The sequence below is a fragment of the Flavobacterium sp. MAHUQ-57 genome, assembly GCF_051908335.1.
Taxonomy (GTDB): Bacteria; Bacteroidota; Bacteroidia; order Flavobacteriales; family Flavobacteriaceae; genus Flavobacterium.
Genome location: NZ_JBPZTE010000006.1, coordinates 166,481 through 187,787, shown reverse-complemented (window position 1 = coordinate 187,787; position 21,307 = coordinate 166,481). Strand labels below are relative to the sequence as shown.

The following is a 21,307-nucleotide window of genomic DNA, read 5'->3' as shown; positions in this document are numbered from 1 at the left end:
TGAAATTGCTTTTGGAATCCACCTCCAATTTAAAGCACAAAACCATGCTGAGTTTGCTTTATGCCTGCGGATTACGAAGAAGCGAATTGCTGAACCTAAAGCTTGCGGATATAGATTCGAAGCGAAATATTCTGACTATCCGACAATCGAAAGGAAAAAAAGACCGGATTACACCACTTTCCGTCAAGATTATAGCACTGTTGCGGATGTATTATCAATTGCACAAACCAAAACAATGGTTGTTTGAAGGTATTGAGCAGAAGCAATACTCCGAACAGAGTTTGCAAAGTGTTATGAAACAAGCGCTTTACCGATCAAAAATTAAGAAACCGGTTAGTTTGCATTGGCTTCGCCACAGTTATGCCACGCATTTATTAGAAAGCGGTACCGATATCCGTTACATACAGGAGTTACTAGGGCATAGCAGCAGTAAAACCACCGAGATCTATACGCATGTGAGTACGCATAGTTTACAACAAATTAAAAGTCCGTTTGATAATTTATGAAATGTAGTATATTTGAATGCGTATTGTACTAACTGTAACTATCCTGCCCTTTTGGAAGGATATGTATGATAAAACAATACATATAAACAAGTTGTGTGCAACCTTATTACCGATGAAAAAACTAACACTAATAATATTGACAATTTTCACTTTGGGTTTCATAACTCCAAAGAAAAACACGATTTTTATTGGAACTGTAATATCGAACGAGGAAAACAAAAACGATATAGTTGGACTAATTATTGATTTCCGAATCGATACATTAGTTATTGCGCAGAATATTGTTGAGCAAGATGGAAAATTTAGAATTTCTGCTCCTTCAGACAAAGAATTTGACGTTTTTTACCGTGGAATCGGAATAGGTGAAAATTATGCTACAACTATCAAACCAACAGAAAACGACACTGTTAAGTTTACAATTGAAATTCCAAGAAAATATAACAAAAAGTGAAGAAAAGCAGTTTGTCCAAAATGTTCAAAACATGACCAAACTATACCGATTCGCTACGGACTTGGAACAGAAATTGTTTATCTACAAATTGACAAAAAAGGAGATACTACATACATTCCATACGATAAAAATAATTATTATAACGGTGGTTGTGTCCATTCAGATATCAGTCCTAAATATTTTTGCAAGCGAGATAAATTGAAATTTTAAAAATGACATAAAGGCTGACACACAACAGCGGTTTGGCACAATAGCTACAAATCAATAAACAACAACATTCGATTTTCCGCTGGAAAATCTTATATTAGCAAGAAATAATCGTTCCACGCAGTCGCTACTGCGCCAAGCCGCGGAACGTTATGAGCCATACCAAGAGAAACCGTATAATTAATGGAACTTAAGAAAAAGAAAATATCACCAGAAGCAATCTCAGCGGTTAAAGAAGCTTTATCCGTCATCTATTGGAAGAAAGAAGATTTACAACAATTTGTAAAGCTAACTCTAGACAATCCTGCAATTGTTTCAACAATAAATTGGTCAGCGACAAAAAGAGAAATTGTAAAAGAACTTCTTACACGAATGACTAACCGCATTGATATTTACGAATCTGATTTAATGAATCTAATTTTAGCCGTAACAGATTTTAATGACTTCGGAAATTTGACTTACTGGGACGAAGACGGAACAAAAACAAAAAAGGCTAAAGATGCGGTAAACAGATTAAGAACGTTAAGTAAAGGTTTCATTCAAATTACTAAAGAACAAGAAGAAGCTAAAGTTAGGAAAGCTAAAGCAGAACTGAATACAAAAAAAGCTTTATCACTTGAACAAGAGCTTTTTCAACTCAAAGATGAATTCAATATAATAGCCGTTAATAAAAATTTTAATCAACGAGGATTTCAGCTTGAGAAATTTTTATACAAGCTTTTTCTTTTATTTGACCTTGAACCTAAAGGTTCATTCAAAATTTATGGCGAACAAATCGACGGAGCATTTACTTTTCAGAATACTGATTATTTATTAGAAGCTAAATGGGCAACCGAAGTTAACAGAAGTGATTTAGCTACATTCTGTTTTAAAGTCGAAACGAAATTCAAAAATGCAGCTGGATTATTAATCTCAATTGATGGAGTTACCAAAGAAGCAATTTCAACTGATTTCAAATCTATAATAATTATGGATGGAATTGATTTGCTTGCAGTGCTTGAAAATAGAATTACATTAACCGATTTATTGTTTAAAAAGCGAAGAAAGGCAAGCGAAACAGGAAACATTTATCTGAATTTTAACGAGCTCTTTAAATAGGTACGGCTCATAACAGCCGTTTGGCGAGATTGGGGTTTTAGGCTTAATGGAAAGTTAGTTTTGTATTTGGAAAATTTGTGTTTAACCGAAAAATCTCGCATCTTTATTCCCCAACCACGCCAAGCGCCAAGACGTTGGCAGTAATTCACAGTACACACATCTTCAGAAAAGGCGAATGATAGAAAACGTAATTAGGTATCGGATATTTTTTATAATATTATTATTGGCTTTCTGTTCAATATTTCAAGAATCTCCATATCATGGTGACTACTACGGCGTGCCAGCATTTGGATTTTATTTCTTAATTACATTTTTAAATATGTTAGTTTATTTAATTCCAACAGAGAAATTAATCTTTGTTGAGAAATTGGTCTACGCTGGAATAGTTTCAATTGTTGTTCTCATTGGAGCTGGAATAGACGTTGGTCAAATTATGGGTTGGATTTATGGTTACGATTCAAATTGGGATGAATTGAAATCTCCAGCAATATTAGACAGTGCGCTTTTTTATTTTATTGCCAATTTTAGCGGAATTGGAATATTTAAAATTTGGCTTAAATATAAGAAACCGATTTACAGATGAACTACTGCCAACAGCGGTTTTGCGCAATGGCTCGTTTATCTTTCTTGGAAAATAATCTGCTAATTCAAATTTTGCTTATCTTTCGAATAATTATTAATGTTCCGCCACTGCGCAAAGCCGCGGCACGTTATGTGACATTTTTACCCACAAAGAATAAATAGATGAATAACTTATCCTGGAGACATCATTATCTGCCTGTGTTTTACCTTAAGGGTTTTACAAAAGAATCTCGATTGATAAGAGTATATGACGTAGAAAAGAAACAGTTTGTTCAGAAAGGCAAAGAATTCTCAACAGAATCATATTTCTTTGAAAAAAACGGGAATACTATATTTTATGGTGATAAACAAAGTGATTTTATTGAAAAGGCTTACTCAGATTTAGAAAACAATATTTCGAAAATATTAACCAGAATAAATGAAAATGATAGTTCAAACAATTTTGGAATAAATGAATATGATGTTCAATCCTTAAACATGTTTGCGAATTTAATGTTTTGGCGTTTACCTCATAGAAAAGATTTACTTGAAATTATCCTAAAAAACACTGATTTAGATTATGTTGGTTTAAAAATTTTGGATAAAGACGGAGTCAGAAAAATTGAATCTGAAAATGAAATAAAAAATAATCCTGAATTTCTAAAAGCATATAAATTATTTTTTTCTTTTGCAGATACAATGCGTAGTGCTAAAAATAAGATGCCTTATAATTTACTTTCAAGACCAGAGCAACTTCCGTTTTTGTGCTCAGACAATCCTGTAATATTTGAAAAAGAATTTCCAAATATTAATGAAGACGGTTATGTATTTCCTTTAAGTGGAACAAGAGTATTTATGAAAACGTCTAAACAAAAGGATTTTCCACCATACTTATGGTTACTTTTTGACATAATATCATACAAACAAGCAAAAAAATATGTGTCTTGTACAAGCCTTGAATACATAGAAATGCTAGAAGAAACCTTTGTGAAATATAAAATGAGTCTTGAGGAATTTAAAATTGAGTTATTTAAAAGACTAAAATAAAACGTCACATAACAGCGGTTTGCTAAAATGGCTATTTTTGTAGTAGATTCACGTTTTTCTTTCGCAAGAAATTGTATCTTAGCTACAAATAAACAATTTACGAAGTCGCCACTTCAGCAAGCCGCGGCCCGTTGTAGCCAATGCGAAAAAAGAAACTGTGAATGAACAAAACGATATTTGAGATTACAAAAATGGACTGTCCTTCGGAAGAAAATTTAATCCGAATGAAACTGGACGGAATTTCAAATATTGCGAATTTGGACTTTGACATTCCAAACCGAAAATTGACCATTTTTCACAGCGGACAAATTGACCAAATCGAAAAATCCGTTCTCGAACTAAATTTGGGCGGAAAGAAAATCTCAACCGAACAAACTGACCAAACTGATTTTAAAGAAAATACAAACCAAAGAAAACTACTTTGGACTGTACTCGCTATAAATTTTGCTTTTTTCCTAATCGAAATAACAACAGGAATAATCTCAAAATCAATGGGACTTGTTGCGGACAGTTTGGATATGCTTGCCGATAGTTTTGTTTACGGAATTAGTTTGTTTGCTGTTGGCGGAACTTTAACAAGAAAAAAACGAATTGCAAAACTCGCTGGATATTTTCAAATAACTCTTGCAGTAATTGGATTTATTGAAGTTTTGAGAAGATTTTTCGGAGCAGAAAAATTGCCCGACTTCTCGACAATGATAATCGTTTCTATATTTGCACTTATTGCTAACGGAATTTGTCTGTATTTGCTACAAAAATCAAAGAGCAAAGAAGAAGCTCATATGAAAGCAAGTATGATTTTCACTTCAAATGACGTGATAATAAATTTGGGAGTGATAACAGCAGGAATTTTAGTCAATTGACTAAACTCGAACAAACCTGACTTGATAATCGGAACAATCGTTTTTGTTTTGGTAATTCAAGGAGCGATAAGAATATTAAAACTTGGAAAATGAAAAAAGCACTGGCTACAACAATGGCTATAAACAATTGGGGCGAAAGTGATAAAACCAAAGTATAAACATAAAACAAAGGTTGGATCTAAACCGAAAAGTTAGGGCATAACCCCCCCAACTGTTCATAGCCGAGACCGTTAGCTGTAATACTATAAAGACATTCAATACAAATGGCAAAAATATTTATTTCTGTTCCAAGATTACGAAGTGAGACTGACTATCATCTTCTAAACTCACTAAGAAAAGCTCTTACAGACAAAGGGCACGAAATTGTTTCTGACGATTTCGAAAGTTCAATTATGTCAAATAATGAGAAAAGTGACAATTATATAAATGAGATTTTATTTAACTCTGAGGTAATTATTTCATTAATTACTGATTCAATTATTGAGAGTAAATCAGGATACAATGAATTAATCCGACTCAGAAACTATGCATCTAATGTTGACAATAAGTTATTCATCCCAATTTTATCATCAAGGGTTAGTTTGAATCATCTTCCAGAATCTTTTATGTCATTTAATTTCATAAGGCTAGAAAACGATTCTCAAATTGACCTTGAAAGGATTGCTAATAGGATAGATGAATATATAAATATCTTCCTTGGAAAGAGACTTGCAAAAGAAGAAAAGTCAAAAGAAATAAAGGAGAATATCGAGACGTCTGCTCCGACTTATATAACTGAAACCATAAAGGAACTAGAAAAAAGAGAGAAGTACCAAAGGTCAGTTTCAATTTTGTGGTATGTTTTGGGATTCCTTTCAATTATCGTGGGTGTTGGTGTAGCAGTATGGTTAACTACTTCAGGAATTGTTATTAATAGCGATAAAGAAAATTGGAGTCTCACAATTTTCTACGGAATTAAAAGTGTATTTATTATCATTCTGCTCATTACCGCTTCAAAATATTGTTTCAATCTAGCGAAATCATACATGAGCGAATCTCTAAAAATTGCAGATAGGATTCACGCTATCTCGTTTGGAAAATTTTATTTACAAATTTTTAAGAACAACCTTAACCCAAATGACATTAAAGAAATATTCAGAGATTGGAATATTAATAATCAAGAAAACAATTTTTCTAAGCAGAATTCAGATGATTACGATCCTAAACTTTTGGATAAAGTAATTGAAATTGTAAACAAAGTAAAAGGAAAGGAGCAATAAGTACTACAGCTAACAGCCGTTAACCGCTATTGCTGGATTTTCGTGGTTTCACGTCTGTTTTTCACGTAAAAATATTATCTTAGCAGACAGTACGCAGTTCGCTGGCTTCGCAACAGTCGGTTAGCGGCGAAACGTTGGCAGTAATATAAAAAACTGAAATTGAAAAGACAATTTATCTTAATTTTTATTTTATTCTCTTATTTGGGATTTTCACAATGTGAAGATTCTGAAAAATTAGATTTTGGCGGTACATATTTGTCAAGAACCAAAAATTATATTCGTTTTGCTGAAAAACATCAAGACTCAATTTATTTAGAAGATATAGCATATCCTGAAGACATAAATAAAATTAAAAACTTTTCCGATTCTATACTTTTTAAAGCAGAAAATTATATTATTAATCGTGGTGGAAATGATTTTTATAAAAAATTAAAAAGACATGGATTTGAAGTTAATTACAAAGATTCTGTAAAAATTAATTACAATGACGAAAAATTATATAACCTAACAAATTATAACTTAACCTATTGGATACTTTACACTTATAAAATCAAAAATATTGAATATGGTTTCGGTCTTGAATTTGACAAAAATGGTAAAATGATTTCCGAGAATAAATTCCCGAAATATTCTGAAAATATTGATTTTGAAAATCTGACTGATTATTGTTTAGCTTTAGATCTAGTTAAAAATGACATTCGTTTCAAAGGTAAAAAAGTTGATTATGTAGAATTAGCCTATTTAGATAATATAAATTCATTTTGTTGGTTAATTGAAGATCAGAATGAGCCAAACTCAGAATTTGGGAAATGGGAAGAAAGAATTACAAATTTATACTTTGTAAATGCAAATACTAATAAGCTAGAGCTTGTTAAAGAACAAAAAAGCATGTCAATTTCTAGTGGAGCATCAATTACCATAAAAAGCAAAAAACAACTACGCAAAGAAAAGCGAAAAACCAAAAATTTGAAACAAGACTAAAAATACTACTGCCAACACAGGTTTTGCAAGATTGCGGGTTTTGGGCTTATTCGAAGTTTGTTTTGTATCTTTGAGTTCAGTGTTTAACTGAAAGTTTTGGGCTTCTTTAGTCCGCAACCTCGCAAAGCCTGGGAACGTTGTGTGCAAGGCTAAACGACCTCTTCATCCAAACTTGAGCAAACGATTTTTGAAATAGAAATTTAATATATTTACAATGCCAAAATGTTTTTTAAAACAACACTATTGTGGACATTACAAATCTTCCCGAACATTTATTTGAAAGTAACTACACGGAGACACCAGACCTGCAAATTGCTAACTACGAGGTGTATAAACATGTTTCCAAAAATAAGATTAACCTAAACAAAAATGTATTCAGTTTTTTGTTAGACGGACAAAAGGACATTCACTTTTCTAATGACATCGTTTCAATAGATCATACACAATCCTTGCTCCTTGCGTCGGGGAATTTTTTAACAACAGAAATTGTTGGGGCAAATAGTTATAGTTGCCTACTCTTTTTCTTTTCTCAAAAAAACATTAATGATTTTTTATTGAAATATGGGCATTTATTTAACCCAAATGACTTTAACAAAGCAGCTACCAGTAGTCCTTATTTCCTTATGGAAAAAGACAATTTTATTATCCATTTTATTAATTCTATTCAACAAATTTATGGCTTGAATCAAACAATCTCTCAAAAGATTCTGGAATTGAAATTTGAAGAAATTATGCTGTATCTGGCTGATAAGTATGGGCAAAGTTTTTTTGTTTATCTACATTCTTTGTTAATCAACGAAAGAGAATTTTCTTTTAAAATGGTTATTGAAAAAAATCTGTACACGAGTTTGAATATTGATGAGGTCGCTTTTCTATGCAATATGAGCCTGTCTACTTTTAAGCGAAAATTCATACAATTATATCAAGAGTCTCCAGGAAAATGGTTTCAACTAAAACGGCTCAACAAAGCCAAAAAGTTATTACTTAATAATGAAGCGACACCATCAGAAATCTATATGGACTTTGGTTATGATAGCTTATCAAATTTTAGCACAGCCTTTAAAAATGAATTTGGTTACAGTCCAAAAAACATTATGAAAACTTGACCTTTTTTCATAAGTTTTTGAACTAAATACAAAAGCCTCACAAGCTTAAATGAGCTAAATTTGTTAAAACAAAATTGATTTAATTAAAAAATAAAAAGACATGAAAAAATTAGGATTATTAGTTCGACTAGAAGCAAAAGCTGGAAAAGAAAAAAATGTTGAAGAGTTTATTACAAGTGCATTGCCACTTGCTAATGAAGAAGCGGGTACTATTACATGGTATGCGTTCCGTATTGACGCTTCTACATTTGGCATTTTTGACACTTTTTCAGATGAAGAAGGCAGAGAAGCACATCTTGGTGGTAAGATTGCAAAGGCGTTAATGGAAAATGCACCTGAATTGTTGGCTACTGCACCATCTATAGAGAAAATAGACGTTTTAGCGGCTAAATAAACATACCACAATTATTATAAAATGGCAGCCTGTCAAAGTTCTGTAAATGAATTTGGACAGGTTGCCTTTGTTTACAAAACAGCTTGATAATAAATTAAGCTTAGACTGACGAAGAAACCCAGCACACAACAGCGGTTTCGCGCTATTGCTGGTTTTTCTTGAATTGTACTTATTTCTTCACGAAAATATTTTATCTTAGCAGAAAGTACGCAGTTCGCTGGCATCGCAACAGTCGCGAAGCCGCTGAACGTTAGTGGCAAGGCTATGACGACACAACCCGACAGACAAATCGGGTTCTTTTTGATATTTTGTATTTTAGTAATTGCTTAAATAAACAAATTAACTATCTTTACAATATGGACAACAATTCTTGCATACGACAACAAGCGGACATTAAACAAATAAATCGCTGTAAAAACCGAGTTTCAGAACTCAACGGCTCGTTTGACTATTTATCGAACGGACTTGAATTAGCGGGAAACAACGTAAGACTGAAAATTCTCTTTCTATTATATGAAGAAAAACGACTCTGTGTTTGTGATATGAGCGACATTCTTGGTATGACAATTTCGGCAATTTCACAACACTTGCGAAAACTCAAAGACCGAAAACTAATTGAAACCGAACGAGAAGCACAAACCATTTTTTACTCATTGACAAAAGAGTATGAAAAAATGCTGAAACCGTTTTTTAAAATACTTGACGAAAACAAAATTTTAGAAACATTATGAAAACAGACAAAAAACTAATCGGAGCAGGACTTTTAACAGCAATTGCAGCTTCATTGTGTTGTATTACTCCAGTCTTGGCTTTAGTAGCAGGAACAAGCGGACTTGCTTCTACTTTTTCTTGGCTCGAACCTTTCAGACCGTATTTTATCGGTTTGACAATTTTGGTTCTTGGTTTTGCTTGGTATCAAAAGTTGAAACCTAAAAAGCAAATTGACTGCAACTGTGAGACAGAAGAAAAACCAAAATTCATTCAGTCAAAAATGTTTTTAGGAATTGTAACAGCATTTGCAATCGTTATGCTTGCCTTTCCATACTATTCAAGCATTTTCTACCCAAAGAAAGAAAAGCAAATCATAGTAGTGGACAAATCCAATATTCAAAAAGTAAAATTTACGATTAGCGGAATGACTTGTGCGAGTTGCGAAGAACACGTAAATCACGAAGTAAATAAATTGACAGGAATAATAAGTTCAAACGCTTCATATGAAAATGGAAATGCAATCATAGAATTTGACAACTCAAAAACAAATATTTCTGAAATCGAAAAAGCAATAAACTCAACAGGATATTCTGTAACCGACAAAAAAGAAAATTAAAATGGAAATCAAATTACAATCAACAATAACTTGCCCCAACTGCGGACATAAGAAAGAAGAAACAATGCCGACAGACGCTTGCCAATATTTTTACGAATGTGAAAAATGCAAACAAGTTCTAAAACCAAAACAAGGCGACTGCTGTGTTTATTGTAGCTACGGAAGTGTTGCTTGTCCACCAATTCAGCAGGACAAAAAATGTTGCTGACAGACGGAAAACAAAGAAGCCCAGCCACTAACAGCGGTTTGGCAAAAGTGGCGGTTCAGTGCTTCGTATGACAGTTTTTCGTAAATTTGAAGTGTGTGCTTCGTATGAACATTTGTGGTTAAATCGCCACCTTCGCCAAGCCGCAAACCGTTAGCGATAATTTCACTAAACCCTGCATATATGAAAAACCTCTTGATTACTTCACTTATATTGTTTTCATTATTCAGTTGTTCTAAAAAGGAATCGGAAAAGCTGAAAGCTGTAAATGATTTAGATAAATTATGCAAATTCGTAGACCAATCTGAAATTATTAAAGATTCAATAAAAAAACTGAAAAGCTATAATCAGAAACTTATTGTATGCAATTATAAAGAAACTAAAGAGAATGGTATTATAACATTAAATATTGCATGTCTTCCATATCAAATTGATAACGATTATTTTTATAAAAACATTAAAGGTACGAATGTGTTATTTATAAATAGAAAAAAGAAAATCAGCAATAGAAAGCCAAATGATAATTTAGATAAGCTTATAACCGAAAAATTGGTGCGTTTTGAAGAGAATAATACTTTATGTGAATCAGCATATTTAAGATTTGTTTATTGCAAAAAAGATTCGATAAATATGAAATGCTTTGATAATATAACAGCAAATAAAGAAGATTGGCTCGGACGCAAAGATTGGGAAAAACATTCGGAAAAAAATCTTTACCCAAAATGCAATTGATGGCAAGTAAAACTACCGCTAACAACGGTTTGGCACAATAGTTACTTTTAGTTTTATCCATCACGTTCGATATTCCGCTGAAAATCTTATCTTAGTAAGAAAATAATCGTTTCGCTTTTCCGCCACGGCCGGCTAGCGACGGAACGTAAGTGGCCATTTTACCAAAAATGACGAAAAAACAGAAATGAAAAAAATATTATTAATCTTTATTTTTATAAATCTTTCGTGTAGTAAAGATAGATTTCATAAAGAATATTATTCAAATGGTAATTTAGCATTGAAAATTACACTAGACAATAAAGGAGTCAAAAATGGCCCATTTGAAGAATATTACGAAAGTGGAGAACTAAGAGCTACTGGCCAATATTTTAACGGGCAAGTTGAAGATTCTGTTTTTGGTTATTATAAAAATGGTGAAATTAGAGAAAAAGGATTTTTCAAAAATGGTCATAGACAAAATTGGCAAGAGATTTATAATGGGAAAAACAAATTATTACGACGCGAAGAATATTATGAACTCAGAGATAGTGCATATTTAAACCAAGTAATTGTTTACAAAGCAAATGGAAAAATAGACCATGCAAAAAGTTCTTTTTTCAAATTAAATATTCCAGATACAATCAAACTTGGAAAAAATAAATTAAGCTTGAACTTTTATGATAATACGACTAAAAGCGATTATAACTTTTTAAACGTAATTATTGAAAATCAATACTCAGAAAAAGAAACTAGAAAAGACACTTTTACTGATGGAACTCGTAATCCTTTTTTTGGGGTTTATGCTTATAAAGAAGGTAAACTTTTAATAAAAGGTAAAATAGAAGAAAAGGTGCTACGAGAACGTTTGATTGGGAAAGATTCAGCTGAACTCGAAATCACAGATTTATATAAATACTTCGAAAAAGAGGTTTATGTAAAAGGTAAATAAAAAACAACCACTAACAGCGGTTTTGAGCAAGTGGAGCTTTAGGGCAAAATTTTAAGTTGGCTTTGTATTTGTAAACTTAATCTTTAATTTATTCTTTTGGGAGAACAATCCCCCAGGAAGTTAGCAGCAATGCCATTGACACCGCACCTGACAAGAAACCTTGACAAGAAGTTAACTAAAACAAATGATTTTGGAAGAAGTAAAAATCAAACAAATCAAACTTTTAAAATTTGGTCTGCTGACAACAGACGAAGAGGAAAAAAAGCATACTAAAGAGAGTCTTTCTGGATACTTTCTCTATCCAACGACAATAGAATTTATAGAGAATACTGACAAGCTGAAAGGTGTTGTCGGGTTGAAATTTGGCATTGAATATTTTATTGAAGGATATACTGATGACAAATTTATCGATGTAACGTTCACTTGTAAAATTTCACATCCGCTTTTGACAAACCCTAATACGGGCGACAGTTCAACAGTAACTGTGGAGAAAAAGAATAACTATTTAAACGAAAATAATTTTGACTACTTCTGTTTTGAATATGATTGGGAAATTCAAAAAGGTGCTTGGACCTTTCAGATACTGGAGAAAGAAGTGATTAAACTTGAAAAGACGTTTGAAATAGTGTAAAATAAAATAGCACTTTTGACAGATGAGAGGCACAACAGCTAACAGCACATTTGCAAAACGTTATATGCAACTAAAAAACAACATGGGATATTGCTTATCATATTACATTGCAGATGAAGAATTAAATGAAAAATTAAATCTTCAAGACTTTGACGTAGACAAATATATCACAGAGAATATCACTTTTGAACACGAATTTTTAGACAAGTGGTTTAGACGAAATGAATATAGTGGTGATTCCAAAATCTGGGATGTATTACTAAAGCTATTAGCAATATTGGATAGCTCAGAAAAAAGTATTCTAAATCAAATTCTAAAAGAAGTAAACTATCTTCCAGAAACTGTAAATAGATCACGTCTTTATTATAACTCTTCAGAGAATTGTAAATTAATTTTTGAGGAATTAAAAAAAATATCCATAAGTAATATTGAAAAAGCTCTTGACAACAAAGAAATTGAAAAGAAATTAAGAGACTCCGATTGTTATAACTGCTCTACAACTTACCGAAAAGAACAATTTATTAGAGAATTTATAGCAATACAAAATGCTTATTATGAAGCCTCTTTTTTGAATAAAACAGTGTTAATTTGTATTGGATAAATTAGCTGCATATAACAGCGGTTTGGCGCAATAGATAAATTTTCAATTAACATCACGTTCGATTTTCCGCTGGAAAATCTTATATTAGCAAGAAATAATCGTTCCACGAAGCCGCTACTGCGCCAAGCAGCGAAACGTTAGCTGTAATTTTACACAAAAATGGGACTAGACTACTCAATTTTGACATACATAAAAAAAGAAAAATTAAAAGATTCTTTTAATTGGCTTTTAAGCAATACTGATGATGATGAAAAAGAAATATCTTTGAATCTAGATTCTTTATTAATAAAAGGTCACAACTTTTCAAGCAACGTTGAAGACAACAGAGTTAACTATTCTACTTCAATTATTTTTGATATAGACCTACCAATAATTGAAACACTATATGAAAAATACTCGACACGTAAAGTTGAAATTTTCAAAGAAAACTTTGTTTCAACATATTTAGGAAACGGTAAAATCAGAATTGGAAATTTCGACGTAAGTATTACATATTTAACTGAAAAAGAAATATACAAAATTGAATTTACTGCTGTTACTACAGCTATGAGCTGTATGCTAGACGAATCTGAATCAGTAAAAAACTGGATAAATGAATTTTCACAAATATCAGACTCAATTCTAAGTTGCATTAATGAGGAAAATAATGCATACATAATACTTTTTGAAGGAGGCAATAAAACTTATGAAAAGTTAACCGATGATAAATATATTGATGACATTGTAATAAAACTTATTGATAAAAAAAACTACAGCTAACAGGCGTTTGGCAAGATTCCTAAGGCAGTTGCTGCGCTCGTGTGCGAATTTTGTAGTAAATTCACGTTTACATTTCGCAAGAAATTTTATCTTTAACAGACCCGAGGATGAAAGCCGAACGGATGAAATAAAATAATCAGTTCCGAACTTCGCAGCCTCGCCAAGCACCGGAACGTGGTCTGCAATTCCCTCGGGCTTGTGGAGCGCCCGTTGTATACCATTTAAACTAACAATCATCATGAAATTATGTTTTTCATTTATCGTATATCTTCTTGTTATGATTTCTTCAAAAAATGAAACAGATGAAATAGTTGGAGAATATTATTCAAATATATATTCCTGTGAAGACATGTCAAAAGATTTAAGTTTGGTAAAAGAAATTCCAGAAGAATATTTAAACGGTAAAACAGAATATAAAGAAGAATATGATGTCTCCTGGAAATTTAATTTTCAAGATAATGGAGAAATCGAAATAACAAGAATGTTTGAATATTATTGTGGTAACATTGCAATATTAGAAAAAGGCAAATGGATTAAAACAAAAAAAAAATCTTTATAAAATTTCAATTGAAGGACTATGTTATGACCAACCTTACAAACAAGAGAAAAAATATTACATACTCAAATTAGAAAATGGCAATATAAAACTTAAAATAAAATAAACGGCATACAACCACCGTTTGTGGCAATTACTAGGTCAGTGCTTGTTTGGAATTTTCTCCGAAAATTCTATAAGTAGTTTTGTACTTGTAACCTATTGTTATAAATTTACGCAACTGCCACAAGCGGACTAACGTTAGTGGCAATTTTAGCGCCGATTCAGAAAACAAAAATGACATGAAGAAACTACTATTGATATTACTGTTTTTGACTTTATCTTGTAATAATGAAAAGTTCTATGAAGAATATTATCCTAATGGAAATTTAAAATTAAAAATTGCATTAGATAAAAATGGAATTAGAAATGGACAATTCAAAGAGTATTACGAAAGTGGAAAACTCAAAAGTAAAGGCGAATATTTTAATGGAGAATTAAGAGATTCTGTTTTTATATACTATGAAAATGGTAGAATTAAAGAAAAAGGTATTTTTTATAATGGACATCAACAAAATTGGTGGAAAGTTTTTGGGCATAATAATGAAATATTAGAAGAAAAAGAATATTATGAAGTTAATGATAGTGCTTATAAAAATCAATACATAATATATAATTCGCAGGGGGAAATTGATTACTCCAAAAGCTCTTTCTTTAAATTTAAAATCCCTGACACATTAATTGTCGGTACAAATTTGCTTGAAGCAAATGAATATTATTCAGATAAAAAAGGAGATACTAAATATCTGTCAATATTAATTGATAATAAAAAATCCGAGACAGAAATTATAAAAGATACATTTAGAAGTGGTGAAATTAAAAATGGAAAAATAAAGCCTTGGTTTGGAATATATGCCTATAAAAAGGGTAAAATGAAAATAAAAGGTAGAATTGAAGAGAAAATTTTGGAAACAAAATTACTTCCAAATGATTCGTCAATATTAAAGGTTACAGATCTTTACAGATTTTTTGAAAAAGAAGTTTTCGTTAAAGAAAAATAAAAACTGCCCATAACAGCAGTTTCACGAAATGGTGAGAACATTGGTAAATTCATATTTATATTTCGCTTTTAAATTCTATCTTAGTGGAAAATAAATCTTCCAGAAGCTCGCAACCTCGCCAAGCGCCGGAACATGGTTAGTCGCCTGCCGCCCTTCAGGACAGCAGACAACTACCCACTTGGTGGCTATTTTAACAGCATGTTATATAAAGAACATTGATGATTTTTAGAATTGACACATACAATGCGGGAATTTTGACAAGAGATGAATTGACAATTTCTGAATGGAATAATAAATTTGATAGATTTATTAGTTTAACATCATTTACTGATGATAATGAACTATTGAAATCTCTGAAATTTGAATTCAATCTGAATGAAAAGCAAATAGACGAAGTTGAAAGTTTAATAAGTACTTTTACAATCAAAACCTTTAGATTTAGTTGCTCAAAATATGAACACTTCAAAATTGAACCAGTCTATCTTGACATTAAAAACAATAAAGGAAAATTAATTTACTTTAAAGATTGGGATTATATTTTTCAACAAATTGAAAATGAATATTTTTTATGGTGTTACTTAGGAGGCATAGCTGACATACAGAGAGAAATCAAATTAAGTGTTGAACAAGTTGAAAAATATCACAAAATTGGACTTGCACAAATAGATTATTTAATTGACAATGTAAAGAAACTTAACGATTCCACAGAATATAAAAAAGCAATTGAGGAAAATAGACGAATATTATAAAAAAACTGCCACCATCATGGGTTTTGCGTTAGTGGGCAGACAGTGTGAATATAAACATTTGAGCAATTAATAAACGGTGGTGTTGGCAGACAGTTTAGACGAGCAGAACGAAAAACAAAATCTTTAAATGAAAAAACTACTTTTATTATTAACTCTTGTCCTCATTGGCTGTAATTCAAAAACAGAAAAGAAAATAGAAAACGCTGAAAAAGAGAATACTGAAATCATCATCAAAGAACCAAAAATAACTGGCGGGAAGTATTTCGAATATGATGAAATTGAATATTATAAAAGTGAAATTGAAGAAGACCAAATTGGTGACCTTTATGATAATCAAAAAAAATCATTAAAAGATTCATTAAAAATGGGAATAATTTTAGGTGAGATTCCAAAATCTATTTCTGATACAAATTTTATCGACTATTTAAAATCTTTTGGATATACAAAATCGAAAATCGAAGAAAATAAGTTTAATAAAATAGATGAAGTTTTTACAGAAAAAAAGCATTCCGAAGTATACGCAACTGCTTGTATTTACATTTATAGAGATATATTAATATTCAAAAAAAAGTCGAGAATAGTCGGAATAGCTAAAATTTGTTTTGGTTGTGACGCTAGTATAATAGTTGGGACAAAATCTAACACTGATGAATTTGGAATGAGTGGCGACTATGAAAAATTAAGAGAAATATTGCGTGGAAAATAAAACCGATCTGCCAACAAGTGTTTGGCAAGATTCCTTCGATAGTCGCTACGCTCGTGTGCAAAGTTCGTGGTAAATTCACGTTTACATTTCGCAAGAAATTTTATCTTTAACAGACCCGAGGCTGAAAGCCAAACGGATGAAATAAAATAATCAGTTCCTAACTTCGCAACCTCGCCAAGCACCGGAACATTAGTGGCAATATTACAAGCAAATCTGTTAAAAATTGAAATTGAAAAATGACAGAAGTCAAACTCTATAAAAAACCATTAAAAGGACTAAAAATTTTTGCCCTGTCAATTCCTTTCATTGCAATTGGAATTTTTGCAATAAGTAAAGAACCTATTGGAACAACAGATTATATAATGGGCTGGATTTGTACTTGTTTTTTTGGACTTGGTATTCCAATTGGACTTTTTCAAACTTTTGACAGACGACCACAAATAATTATAACCGAAAATGGTATTTGGGACAGAACCACAAAACAGGACGAATTCAAATGGGAGCAAATTAAAAGTGCCTATCCATTAAACATTCATCAGCAAAAATTTGTGTCGCTCAAACTTGACAAGTCTTTTGTCATGAAGAAAAAGTTATATAAATGGGCTGCTAAACTCAATAATGCGGTTGGAGCACAGAATATTAATTTACAAATTAGTCAACTTAAAATAGACGAAAACAAAATGACTGACTTTATCACTGAAATGATCAATGCCGAAAGGGAAAACAGAGCTAAAATCATAAAAAAGCACTTTAATTAAAATAAATACTGCCACTAACAAGCGTTTGGCAAGATTCCTTCGACAATCGCTGCGCTCGTGTGCGAATTTTGTGGTAAGTTCACGTTATTTCTCGCAAAAAATTTATCTTTGATAGACCCGAGGCTAAAAGCCGAACGGATGAAATACAATAATTGGTTCCGAACTTCGTAACCTCGCCAAGCGCCGGAACGTTAGCCGTTATTTTCCCTTGAAACATAAAATATGAAGAAAACCGTTAAAATAATTCTAATAATAATTCTGATTTTTATATTCGGCCTTTTTATTCGTCCTCAAAAGGTTTTTTATGAAGCAAAAGTTATTGGGAAAGTAATTGATGAAACTGGTAATCCAATTTCAGACGCAATTGTTTATAGAATTGAAGAAGAATATTTTAAAAACAAAGAAATTGGCGCAATAGAATCTAAAGAATTCAGAACGCAAACTGTCAGAACTGATAAAAATGGCAACTTTAAACTAGACGAAAAGTCACGTATTGAATGGTTCCATACACCATTAGATTTGCCATTTGCTTGGTGTTTTGCTGACTTTGAGATAATTAAAAATGGTTATAAGCCTTACCGAACAGAGTTTGATGAATTTCAAGAATTTCATAAAGAGAATTGTTATGCTTGCGAAAAAATCGAATTTAAACCCATTATAACTCTGAAAAAAAAGGAATAGAAAAACTGAACAGAGAAAAAACAACGGCTAACACACGTTTCAATCGATTTGCGGATTTAGTGGAATTACCGTATTCAAGAATATCCAGGTTAAGCAGAAAACACTCTGCTTCTAAGTCCACAAACCGCTTAAAGCGTGGAAACATTGTGTGCTATTTTCGAGCGAATAAGATTTAAAAAATGAAACTATTTAACACAATCGAAATAAGTCCATATGCTTACTCTGATAGTGAGTATGAGTATCCTAATGGTAGCTCATCTGAACTTCCAGATGAATGGAATGAATTTTGGATAAGATGTATTTCAGACAAAAGATTAGGAAATTTAAGTGCAATTAGAAAAGGATCTTATTTAGTTGACATTGAAACAATTAACGACAACGAGCTTGAAGAAATAATTAGAAATTAGCTAAAAGAAGTTGATTTGGATGATTTTGAGGAACAAGTAACCAGAATATACGGAGGAATTGTTGTAAGTGACGATAATGTTTTACTTATTGAACCTACTTGCTGCGGAGATATTGGGAATATGAAAGAGTGGGAAAGCATTTTTGATGAAAAATCAAATGGCTGGATACAATTATGGATTGGTCATCCTTGGATATTTTACAAAAAAGAAAATGGCAAAGTTGAGTTTTCTGACTATACTGATTTAAATCTTGAAGATTTTAAGGATATAAAAAGTAAATTTCTATTTTCAGAAGAAAAACTAAAAAAAGAAATAGAAAAAATTAGAAGCCAACAAAACAAATTTGAGCTTAGAATTCGTAAAACCCTTGACAAAATAGAGATAATTAATTCTGAACGTATAGCAAAATTAATCACAGGAAATGATTAAAGCAGCACACAACAGTGGTTTGGAAAAAGGGGTTTTAGTCATTAATTTAAACATTGTTTTCATTTTTGAGTTCAGTGATTAATGGAAAGTTCTGGATTACTAAATTCCCAACTTCTTCAAGCCGGCTGGATTACCAGCAATGATAGAAGACCACACAAACACATAAGACAACGTGTAAATGCTTGACAAAACTAATATTGGCAATTTATATGATAAAGACAGTAAATAAGATTATAAAACAATTATCCTCAGAACCAAAAAAACTTTTCTTAATAGACAGTTTAGGTGCTTTGACTACTGCGTTTTTATTGTTTGTAGTATTGGGAAATTTCAACGAATATTTTGGAATGCCTAAAAGAATATTGACTTATCTTTCTGTGATTGCAGTTTGTTTCTTTATTTACTCAACGACTTGTTTTTTTGTCATTAAAACGAACTGGTCACCTTTTATTAAGGGTATTAGTATTGCTAACCTACTTTATTGCGTCTTGACTATTGGTCTTACAATTTTCTATAACCCTCAACTTAAAACTATTGCTATAGCATACTTTTTAGGGGAAATAGCCATTATTTTCGGGCTTGTATATATTGAAATTAATGTTGCAACTGAAATTAACAAAAGTAGAATAGATAACAACACGAATGACTGACAAGGTAACACAGCTTGTAACAATGGTTTTGCGTCAGGCGGTCTGACGTGCAAACTTGGAGCTTTGTACATCTAATGAACTTTAGTAATAAATTGAAGCTTTGTACTCCGAACGCAAAGCCCGAAACCGTTATACGACATAATTTCAAAACACTTACAATGAAAAACATAATCATCCCAACTCTTCTCCTATTTGTTTCTTGTAAAAAAAAAGAAGTGGAAAAGTTAGAAAAATTAGACGTAGCAATGAAAATTGAAAACGTTGTAGGAACTCCTAATTTTCATAAAATTGATTACAACTTAAAAGAAAATTATTTGGACAGTTTAGCGAAATATATAAAACCTAATCGAAACTATCAATATTGGCAATACGCTACCTACAATCAAAACTCAAGTTCAGAAACCTATACTGTTTTAAAACAAGGAGGAGATTCTTTATTAAGAAAAAAAATAAATGAAAAACCAAGACCAAATTATACCATTGGAATTTTCTTTGGAGGGCATCCAAATTTTCGTTGTAATTATGTTGTGACAATTGATAATGGCAAAGTAAACAACTTAAAAACTGAAGAAGAATTCCGTGATTTTTTAGGGACAATTGACAATCTTGAAGAAGCGATGCTTTTAGCAAGAACTTATGGTTATCAGTTAGATAATGATATTAGAGGAAGCGAGTACAGAAACTTGCAAAATGGTTTCGAATTGCATCTAATGAAATACCATGAATTTCCAACTCGAAGAGAGTCGGTTGAAATAAAAATTAGTAGAGAAGGATTTATTAAGACAAAGAGTCTTGGAATATACTGCGAAGGTTTAAATTGCCGTTGAAAAAATATTACGTTGCATAACAGCTACTACTACTACTACGGATTTGGGCATTTGGCTTAATGGGATGTTGGTTTTGTATTTGTCAGTTTAGTGATAACCGAAAAATAAATCTTAATTTAGTCCCAAACCTGTTATGTTACCAGAACGTTAGAAGAAATTTTACAACCGCAAAATCCTAAAATAAAATAAAGAAAGAAATCAAAATAGTGAAAGTCAAAAACCTTGAAATTGATAAATTAGTAACTGATAGATTAATCCTAATTCCATTCACAATACAAATTTGTAGAAATTTATTAAATGACGACTTTAGTGATTTGGACATATTGAATTTAAAAAAAGGGAGAAGTTGGCCAGATACTGATGTTGTTGAAACATTGCCAAAAATAATTAATAACTTATCAAAAGTTGAAACACCAACTGGCTATGAATCTTGGATGATAATCAAAAAAGAAACATTAGAAATAATTGGAGATTTGGGTTTTAAAGGATTTAATTATAATGAAGGAAACATTGATATTGGTTATGGGATAATTAAAGAAGAAAGACGAAAAGGTTACGCTGAAGAAGCTGTAAAAGAAATTATAAAATGGGCTTTCTCAAATGAAATGGTAAAAGAAATCACAGCAAACTGTTTGGTAGAAAATACAAACTCTATAAATCTACTAACTAAATTTAATTTTACAGAATTAAGGACTGAAAATGGAATGAAATATTGGACTTTAGTAAACAAGAATTTAAAAAAGAATTAATATAAACAACTGCTAACAGCAATTTGCCCTATTAGCCACTTATCAATAAATTTAACTTTCTATTATGTTTAGCCTGTTCGCAATTCTTGCTTGAACCAT

28 protein-coding genes and 1 pseudogene are annotated in these 21,307 nt (G+C 31.5%); all 29 read left to right on the top strand.

Annotated elements, in window-relative coordinates; translation table 11 throughout:
• The coding region (locus tag ACS8MM_RS01020) for a tyrosine-type recombinase/integrase (RefSeq protein WP_379712117.1) at positions 1–506 on the top strand (506 nt) is incomplete at its 5' end.
• A gap of 112 nt (positions 507–618) precedes the next feature.
• On the top strand, positions 619–957 hold the full coding sequence (locus ACS8MM_RS01015) for a hypothetical protein (protein WP_379712115.1): 339 nt from the start codon (positions 619–621) through the stop codon (positions 955–957).
• Positions 958–1,347: 390 nt separating this feature from the next.
• Entirely contained in the window at positions 1,348–2,262 is a 915-nt protein-coding gene (locus ACS8MM_RS01010) for a hypothetical protein (protein ID WP_379712113.1), read from the top strand.
• Positions 2,263–2,437: 175 nt separating this feature from the next.
• A complete protein-coding gene (locus ACS8MM_RS01005; protein WP_379712111.1) occupies positions 2,438–2,845 on the top strand; it encodes a hypothetical protein in 408 nt (135 codons plus the stop codon).
• Between the two features lie 161 nt (positions 2,846–3,006).
• A complete protein-coding gene (locus ACS8MM_RS01000; protein ID WP_379712109.1) occupies positions 3,007–3,870 on the top strand; it encodes a DUF4238 domain-containing protein in 864 nt (287 codons plus the stop codon).
• 161 nt (positions 3,871–4,031) lie between these two features.
• Positions 4,032–4,826: pseudogene (locus ACS8MM_RS00995) on the top strand (cation transporter).
• Positions 4,827–4,996: 170 nt separating this feature from the next.
• The gene (locus ACS8MM_RS00990) at positions 4,997–5,992 is read left to right on the top strand and encodes a hypothetical protein (protein ID WP_379712107.1); all 996 of its coding nucleotides are present in this window, start codon (positions 4,997–4,999) and stop codon (positions 5,990–5,992) included.
• A gap of 159 nt (positions 5,993–6,151) precedes the next feature.
• Positions 6,152–6,973, top strand: coding sequence for a hypothetical protein (locus tag ACS8MM_RS00985; protein ID WP_379712105.1), 822 nt, complete (start codon positions 6,152–6,154; stop codon positions 6,971–6,973).
• A gap of 245 nt (positions 6,974–7,218) precedes the next feature.
• Complete coding sequence (locus ACS8MM_RS00980) at positions 7,219–8,079, top strand: helix-turn-helix domain-containing protein (RefSeq protein WP_379712103.1); 861 nt, start codon at positions 7,219–7,221, stop codon at positions 8,077–8,079.
• A 100-nt stretch (positions 8,080–8,179) separates the two neighbouring features.
• Entirely contained in the window at positions 8,180–8,473 is a 294-nt protein-coding gene (locus tag ACS8MM_RS00975; protein ID WP_073312232.1) for a putative quinol monooxygenase, read from the top strand.
• Positions 8,474–8,829: 356 nt separating this feature from the next.
• The gene (locus ACS8MM_RS00970) at positions 8,830–9,204 is read left to right on the top strand and encodes an ArsR/SmtB family transcription factor (protein ID WP_035679264.1); all 375 of its coding nucleotides are present in this window, start codon (positions 8,830–8,832) and stop codon (positions 9,202–9,204) included.
• Positions 9,201–9,800, top strand: coding sequence for a mercuric transport protein MerTP (gene merTP / locus ACS8MM_RS00965; protein ID WP_055092307.1), 600 nt, complete (start codon positions 9,201–9,203; stop codon positions 9,798–9,800). The genes ACS8MM_RS00970 and merTP overlap by 4 nt, the downstream gene beginning before the upstream one ends.
• A gap of 1 nt (position 9,801) precedes the next feature.
• Entirely contained in the window at positions 9,802–10,008 is a 207-nt protein-coding gene (locus ACS8MM_RS00960) for a GDCCVxC domain-containing (seleno)protein (RefSeq protein WP_069796431.1), read from the top strand.
• A gap of 180 nt (positions 10,009–10,188) precedes the next feature.
• Positions 10,189–10,737: a hypothetical protein gene (locus ACS8MM_RS00955; protein WP_379712099.1), complete on the top strand. Its 549-nt coding sequence runs from the start codon at positions 10,189–10,191 to the stop codon at positions 10,735–10,737.
• 184 nt (positions 10,738–10,921) lie between these two features.
• Positions 10,922–11,665 (top strand): toxin-antitoxin system YwqK family antitoxin, encoded by a 744-nt coding sequence (locus tag ACS8MM_RS00950; protein WP_379712097.1) that lies wholly within the window; start codon positions 10,922–10,924, stop codon positions 11,663–11,665.
• Between the two features lie 184 nt (positions 11,666–11,849).
• Positions 11,850–12,296 (top strand): DUF3859 domain-containing protein, encoded by a 447-nt coding sequence (locus ACS8MM_RS00945; protein WP_379712095.1) that lies wholly within the window; start codon positions 11,850–11,852, stop codon positions 12,294–12,296.
• Positions 12,297–12,318: 22 nt separating this feature from the next.
• Entirely contained in the window at positions 12,319–12,897 is a 579-nt protein-coding gene (locus tag ACS8MM_RS00940) for a hypothetical protein (protein WP_379712093.1), read from the top strand.
• A 159-nt stretch (positions 12,898–13,056) separates the two neighbouring features.
• The gene (locus ACS8MM_RS00935; RefSeq protein ID WP_379712091.1) at positions 13,057–13,656 is read left to right on the top strand and encodes a hypothetical protein; all 600 of its coding nucleotides are present in this window, start codon (positions 13,057–13,059) and stop codon (positions 13,654–13,656) included.
• A 238-nt stretch (positions 13,657–13,894) separates the two neighbouring features.
• Positions 13,895–14,215 (top strand): hypothetical protein, encoded by a 321-nt coding sequence (locus ACS8MM_RS00930; RefSeq protein ID WP_379712089.1) that lies wholly within the window; start codon positions 13,895–13,897, stop codon positions 14,213–14,215.
• Positions 14,216–14,493: 278 nt separating this feature from the next.
• On the top strand, positions 14,494–15,252 hold the full coding sequence (locus ACS8MM_RS00925) for a toxin-antitoxin system YwqK family antitoxin (protein WP_379712087.1): 759 nt from the start codon (positions 14,494–14,496) through the stop codon (positions 15,250–15,252).
• A gap of 218 nt (positions 15,253–15,470) precedes the next feature.
• Positions 15,471–16,001 (top strand): hypothetical protein, encoded by a 531-nt coding sequence (locus ACS8MM_RS00920; protein ID WP_379712085.1) that lies wholly within the window; start codon positions 15,471–15,473, stop codon positions 15,999–16,001.
• Positions 16,002–16,128: 127 nt separating this feature from the next.
• Positions 16,129–16,707, top strand: coding sequence for a hypothetical protein (locus ACS8MM_RS00915; protein WP_379712083.1), 579 nt, complete (start codon positions 16,129–16,131; stop codon positions 16,705–16,707).
• 236 nt (positions 16,708–16,943) lie between these two features.
• A complete protein-coding gene (locus ACS8MM_RS00910) occupies positions 16,944–17,465 on the top strand; it encodes an STM3941 family protein (protein ID WP_379712081.1) in 522 nt (173 codons plus the stop codon).
• Between the two features lie 222 nt (positions 17,466–17,687).
• Positions 17,688–18,146, top strand: a complete 459-nt coding sequence (locus ACS8MM_RS00905; RefSeq protein ID WP_379712079.1) for a hypothetical protein — start codon at positions 17,688–17,690, stop codon at positions 18,144–18,146.
• 179 nt (positions 18,147–18,325) lie between these two features.
• Positions 18,326–18,553: a hypothetical protein gene (locus ACS8MM_RS00900; RefSeq protein WP_379712077.1), complete on the top strand. Its 228-nt coding sequence runs from the start codon at positions 18,326–18,328 to the stop codon at positions 18,551–18,553.
• A gap of 15 nt (positions 18,554–18,568) precedes the next feature.
• A complete protein-coding gene (locus ACS8MM_RS00895) occupies positions 18,569–18,982 on the top strand; it encodes a hypothetical protein (protein WP_379712075.1) in 414 nt (137 codons plus the stop codon).
• A gap of 209 nt (positions 18,983–19,191) precedes the next feature.
• On the top strand, positions 19,192–19,632 hold the full coding sequence (locus ACS8MM_RS00890) for a hypothetical protein (protein WP_379712073.1): 441 nt from the start codon (positions 19,192–19,194) through the stop codon (positions 19,630–19,632).
• A 158-nt stretch (positions 19,633–19,790) separates the two neighbouring features.
• Positions 19,791–20,459 (top strand): hypothetical protein, encoded by a 669-nt coding sequence (locus ACS8MM_RS00885; protein ID WP_379712071.1) that lies wholly within the window; start codon positions 19,791–19,793, stop codon positions 20,457–20,459.
• A 206-nt stretch (positions 20,460–20,665) separates the two neighbouring features.
• On the top strand, positions 20,666–21,208 hold the full coding sequence (locus tag ACS8MM_RS00880) for a GNAT family N-acetyltransferase (protein WP_379712069.1): 543 nt from the start codon (positions 20,666–20,668) through the stop codon (positions 21,206–21,208).
• The last annotated feature ends 99 nt before the right edge of the window (positions 21,209–21,307 follow it).

What these genes read in the sequence shown, in the direction of transcription:
- ACS8MM_RS01015 (WP_379712115.1), top strand. Translation starts at nt 619, where the DNA reads ATGAAAAAACTAACACTAATAATATTGACAATTTTCACTTTGGGTTTC.
- ACS8MM_RS01010 (WP_379712113.1), top strand. Translation starts at nt 1,348, where the DNA reads ATGGAACTTAAGAAAAAGAAAATATCACCAGAAGCAATCTCAGCGGTT.
- ACS8MM_RS01005 (WP_379712111.1), top strand. Translation starts at nt 2,438, where the DNA reads ATGATAGAAAACGTAATTAGGTATCGGATATTTTTTATAATATTATTA.
- ACS8MM_RS01000 (WP_379712109.1), top strand. Translation starts at nt 3,007, where the DNA reads ATGAATAACTTATCCTGGAGACATCATTATCTGCCTGTGTTTTACCTT.
- ACS8MM_RS00990 (WP_379712107.1), top strand. Translation starts at nt 4,997, where the DNA reads ATGGCAAAAATATTTATTTCTGTTCCAAGATTACGAAGTGAGACTGAC.
- ACS8MM_RS00975 (WP_073312232.1), top strand. Translation starts at nt 8,180, where the DNA reads ATGAAAAAATTAGGATTATTAGTTCGACTAGAAGCAAAAGCTGGAAAA.
- ACS8MM_RS00970 (WP_035679264.1), top strand. Translation starts at nt 8,830, where the DNA reads ATGGACAACAATTCTTGCATACGACAACAAGCGGACATTAAACAAATA.
- merTP (WP_055092307.1), top strand. Translation starts at nt 9,201, where the DNA reads ATGAAAACAGACAAAAAACTAATCGGAGCAGGACTTTTAACAGCAATT.
- ACS8MM_RS00960 (WP_069796431.1), top strand. Translation starts at nt 9,802, where the DNA reads ATGGAAATCAAATTACAATCAACAATAACTTGCCCCAACTGCGGACAT.
- ACS8MM_RS00955 (WP_379712099.1), top strand. Translation starts at nt 10,189, where the DNA reads ATGAAAAACCTCTTGATTACTTCACTTATATTGTTTTCATTATTCAGT.
- ACS8MM_RS00950 (WP_379712097.1), top strand. Translation starts at nt 10,922, where the DNA reads ATGAAAAAAATATTATTAATCTTTATTTTTATAAATCTTTCGTGTAGT.
- ACS8MM_RS00945 (WP_379712095.1), top strand. Translation starts at nt 11,850, where the DNA reads ATGATTTTGGAAGAAGTAAAAATCAAACAAATCAAACTTTTAAAATTT.
- ACS8MM_RS00940 (WP_379712093.1), top strand. Translation starts at nt 12,319, where the DNA reads ATGAGAGGCACAACAGCTAACAGCACATTTGCAAAACGTTATATGCAA.
- ACS8MM_RS00935 (WP_379712091.1), top strand. Translation starts at nt 13,057, where the DNA reads ATGGGACTAGACTACTCAATTTTGACATACATAAAAAAAGAAAAATTA.
- ACS8MM_RS00930 (WP_379712089.1), top strand. Translation starts at nt 13,895, where the DNA reads ATGAAATTATGTTTTTCATTTATCGTATATCTTCTTGTTATGATTTCT.
- ACS8MM_RS00925 (WP_379712087.1), top strand. Translation starts at nt 14,494, where the DNA reads ATGAAGAAACTACTATTGATATTACTGTTTTTGACTTTATCTTGTAAT.
- ACS8MM_RS00920 (WP_379712085.1), top strand. Translation starts at nt 15,471, where the DNA reads ATGATTTTTAGAATTGACACATACAATGCGGGAATTTTGACAAGAGAT.
- ACS8MM_RS00915 (WP_379712083.1), top strand. Translation starts at nt 16,129, where the DNA reads ATGAAAAAACTACTTTTATTATTAACTCTTGTCCTCATTGGCTGTAAT.
- ACS8MM_RS00910 (WP_379712081.1), top strand. Translation starts at nt 16,944, where the DNA reads ATGACAGAAGTCAAACTCTATAAAAAACCATTAAAAGGACTAAAAATT.
- ACS8MM_RS00905 (WP_379712079.1), top strand. Translation starts at nt 17,688, where the DNA reads ATGAAGAAAACCGTTAAAATAATTCTAATAATAATTCTGATTTTTATA.
- ACS8MM_RS00900 (WP_379712077.1), top strand. Translation starts at nt 18,326, where the DNA reads ATGAAACTATTTAACACAATCGAAATAAGTCCATATGCTTACTCTGAT.
- ACS8MM_RS00890 (WP_379712073.1), top strand. Translation starts at nt 19,192, where the DNA reads ATGATAAAGACAGTAAATAAGATTATAAAACAATTATCCTCAGAACCA.
- ACS8MM_RS00885 (WP_379712071.1), top strand. Translation starts at nt 19,791, where the DNA reads ATGAAAAACATAATCATCCCAACTCTTCTCCTATTTGTTTCTTGTAAA.